The organism is Mesorhizobium sp. M2A.F.Ca.ET.037.01.1.1 (assembly GCF_003998075.1).
Taxonomy (GTDB): Bacteria; Pseudomonadota; Alphaproteobacteria; order Rhizobiales; family Rhizobiaceae; genus Mesorhizobium.
This window is the reverse complement of sequence record NZ_RZSA01000724.1, coordinates 1-3563: the sequence shown is the minus strand read 5'-3', so window position 1 is coordinate 3563 and position 3563 is coordinate 1. Positions and strand designations below refer to the sequence as shown.

General features: G+C 67.9%; 3 protein-coding genes and 1 pseudogene. All 4 read right to left on the bottom strand.

Annotated elements, in window-relative coordinates; genetic code table 11:
• Window positions 1–1312: chemotaxis protein MotC (locus EOA27_RS27740; protein ID WP_245491176.1), on the bottom strand; the 1312-nt coding region annotated here is incomplete at its 3' end.
• Complete coding sequence (locus EOA27_RS27735) at window positions 1309–2727, bottom strand: MotB family protein (RefSeq protein WP_126081517.1); 1419 nt, start codon at window positions 2725–2727, stop codon at window positions 1309–1311. The genes EOA27_RS27735 and EOA27_RS27740, both read right to left, overlap by 4 nt.
• Complete coding sequence (locus EOA27_RS27730; protein ID WP_127257750.1) at window positions 2724–3359, bottom strand: hypothetical protein; 636 nt, start codon at window positions 3357–3359, stop codon at window positions 2724–2726. Before EOA27_RS27730 ends, EOA27_RS27735 begins: the two co-directional genes overlap by 4 nt.
• A gap of 3 nt (window positions 3360–3362) precedes the next feature.
• Window positions 3363–3563: pseudogene (locus EOA27_RS27725) on the bottom strand (flagellar M-ring protein FliF); the annotation flags it as partial.

Genomic DNA, 3563 nt, shown 5'->3' with positions numbered 1-3563 from the left:
CGTCAGCTTGCATGGGAGCGGCGGCCGGCGTTTCATCCGCTGTTCGCGCCAGTGGCTCGGCAGACGGCGGCGAAGCCGCGGGCCGAGTGTCCTTCGCCGGATCGCCCGACGCGACCGGCGGATCGCTTGACGCGACCGCTGGCTGGTCGGGCATCGCTCCTTCCACCGGCGGCAGGTCCGCATTGGCCGGATTGGTCGAGGCCTCGGCCGCCGCCTTCGCCTCGTCTCCCTTTGCTGCGGCCGGCGCGGCTTCCACCTTGGCGGGGGTCTTTACCGGCGCCACCACTTCGCCCGCCACGGCCTGCGCGGCATCAAGCAGGTCCCGGTCGTTTTGCGAAAGCTTGCCGCGGTCGATCTTGCCGAGCTTGGCACGCACTTCATCGACGCTGGCCGATGTCATGGTGGAAAGGCTCGAATAGAGTTGGCTGCGCGGGTCGTCCTGGCTGCCGCCGCCGTTGCGGCCCAGTTCCGCCTTGGCCGCGGCAAAAGCCGAGAGCTCCGTCATCCCGTCGATGGCGGCGTGGCGCGCGATGCGCAGGTAGATCACCTTCTCGCGCTCGGGATCCATCATCGAGGTGATGTCGGCGATCTTGTCCTGGCTGATCGCCATATGCAGCGTGATGACGCCGGAAACGAAGGCATCGGCGAACTGGCTGGCGTAGGGCGAGTAGAGATAGGACGCGACATATTGCGTCGACGCCAGCGCGAAACGGGCGGCGTCGCCTTGCGCGGCCGCGATGCCCACGGAGCGGCGAAGCGCCGCTTCCTCGACCAGCGTGCCGGGGCTGAGCAGGCGCGCCTCGTCCAGCAGGGCGAGCGCCTGGGCAGGGTCATCGGCCGCAAGCAGCGAACCCTTGACCAGCGCCAGAAAGGCGCCGATGTCCGGAGGCACGCTCATCGGATCGATCGGCTTCAGCATTTCGATCGCATTGGCCGGCCGCCCATTCAGATAGGCGACGACGCCTTTGGCGATGGCGAGGCTTTGCGGGTCGGTCATCGCGCGCGAAGCCGCCGCCGCGACCGTCACCGGATTGCCGCCGCTCATGCCGTAGACCAGCAAGGCGCGGAAATTCTTCGGCTCCTTGAAGTCCTCGGCATTGGCATCGCGCATCCGGGCGTCGATCATTTCGAGGAGCTTCGCCTGCATCGGCAGCGCGGCATGATCACCGCCGGCAATGCGGTCCTGGATCAGCTGCAGCGAACGCACCAGCTGATAAGGCTGTAGCACGTCCTGCGCGAAGGCCGCCGATGGCGACCCCGCCGCAAGCAATAGCAGCGCGATCGCGCCGCCGATGATGCTTCTGGCCTTCATCCGCCGGCCGTCATCAGGATTTCGATTCGCCGGTTCGTGGCCGCCATCGGATCGGACGCGATCTTGGGCTGCCGGTCGGCGAAGCCCGAGACCTCGGTGATGCGGCTTTCGTCTACGCCGCCGCGCACCAGCATGTAGTAGGCCGCATGGGCACGCGCGGTGGACAGCCGCCAGTTGTCGTAGGTGTCGCTGCGGAACGGCCGCGCGTCCGTGTGGCCGCTGATGGTGATGGTGCCCTTCTTCTCGTTGATGATGTGGCCGATCTTTTCCATCGCCAGCACCAGCTCGCGGCGCGGCATGGCCGAGCCGATCTCAAACATGCCGAAATCGAGCTGATCGGTGATCGAAATGACCACCCCCTTGTCGGTGGCCTCGACCGAGACGCCGTCGGCGAGCTTTTCGCCCGGCAGGAATGCCTTGGCGAGTTCCTTCTTGATGTCCGCGGCCTGCTGGAGGGCGGCTTTGCTCGGCGCCTTGTCGCCCTTGTCGGCGCCTTGCTCTTGTTCGGCCTTTTCCGCCTTCGCCGCTTCGGCTTTGGTGTCGCCGGCCGCGGCCTCGCGCTTGTCGGCTTCGAGTTTCCCGCCCTGTGCCTTGTCAGTCTTGTTACCTTCACCCGACGGCTTTTCGGCCTCGCCCTGCGCGGCCTTCTGACCGCTCTTGGCCTCGGTCTTTTCCGAAGTTGCCAGCGGCTCCAGCGGCGCGGCCGTCATCGGGGGAGCCGCCGGAGCGGCCTTTGCCTTCGGCACCGCGACCGTTGCGACCTTCTCGCCAGGCTTGGCGGGATCGCCATCGATCTTGGCGCGTTCGGCGGTGGCCTCGGCGCCAGGCGCCGCCACCTGCTGCGACCAGAAATCAGGCGCGAAGGGGTCGCGATAGGATTCGCCGCCGGAAGCGCCGGTCGCCGGGCCGGCCGTCTGGGCGCCGCCTTCGCCCTTGGCGCTGACATTCTGTAGCACCCCCGTATCAGCGGCGATCTCCGCCAGCACCGCATAGGGATCGGCAAACAGCTTTTCATCGGACAGCTGGGCATCCTGCGCGCCGTCCTTGGTCTGCCGGCGTTCGGACGAGCCGGCGCCGCCTTTGCCGTCCTCGCCCGCCTTGGTCGCGCCCTGCTGCGGATTGTCCGCGGTCAAACCGACCTTGCTCGGGCCGTCGCCGAGATCCTCGAGGCCCTTGCGGCTGGAATTGCGGTCGATCAGCTCGACCGGATTGAAATAGCTGGCGACGGCTGCCTTGGTCTGCTCGTTGGCGGCGTTGATCAGCCACATGACGAGGAAGAAGCACATCATCGCCGTCATGAAGTCGGCGAAGGCGATCTTCCACACGCCACCATGGTGATCATCGTCATGACCGTCGTGATTGCGCTTGACGATGATGATCTCGTGCCGGGGCTCGGCATGGTCGATGGCGCTCATGACAGAACCTCGGACAAGGACGCGGACCACTCGGCGATACGCGTCTCGAACACCGTTTCGTCGATGCTGACGGTCAGGTCGAAGCCCGGCGCCTCGGTGAAGTCGAGATTGGCCGCGCGGGACCCAAGCGCCGCCTTCAGGGGCTCGAACAGCGAGAGGGGTCCCCGAATACCGATGCGGACGGCCTCGTTGTCGGCGACCGCGGCGGCGATGGCGCGTGAAAGAGCCTGCAGCGAACGTTCCTGCAGGTCGTCGCTGAGAAGGCCGCCGATGACGCGGGCAACAGTCGCGCCGGCAAGCTCGGCAACGCGCTGCTCCATGGCGTCGATGCGCGTGGCGACAGCGGCGCCGAGGTCGCCGCCGAAGCTTTCAAGAAAGGCTCTCGCGGCATCGTCGCTGGCCTGGCGCTCGGCGTCGAGCGCGGCCTGATGGGCGAGCGCAAGCCGTGCCTCGAGCGTGGCCTCCGCATCGGCCACCGCCTCGGCGATCAGCGCGCCGATGTCGGCCTGTGGCGCGTGCGGCGCCGGCGCGGCCGGCATATGCGCGGCTTCGCGCGGGGTCGCCGCCTGGCTGGCGTGCGGGGTCCGCGAGCCGAAATCGGGCAGGAGATCGAAGAGGGCCGCCGAGACCATGGCCTAACCCACGGCTTCCGGCGCGGCAGCCCATTTGCGCAGAATCTGGGCGGTGCGCTCCTCATTGAGGTCGACCATGCGGGCAAGCCGCTCCTGCGGCGCCGGCCGGATCTTCTGGCGCAGATCATCGAGCGGGGTTGCGCCGGCGCGCGCGCCGGGTAGCGGCGGTGTCTCGGCGGTGATCGCGGCGACCGGCGCGTCGGG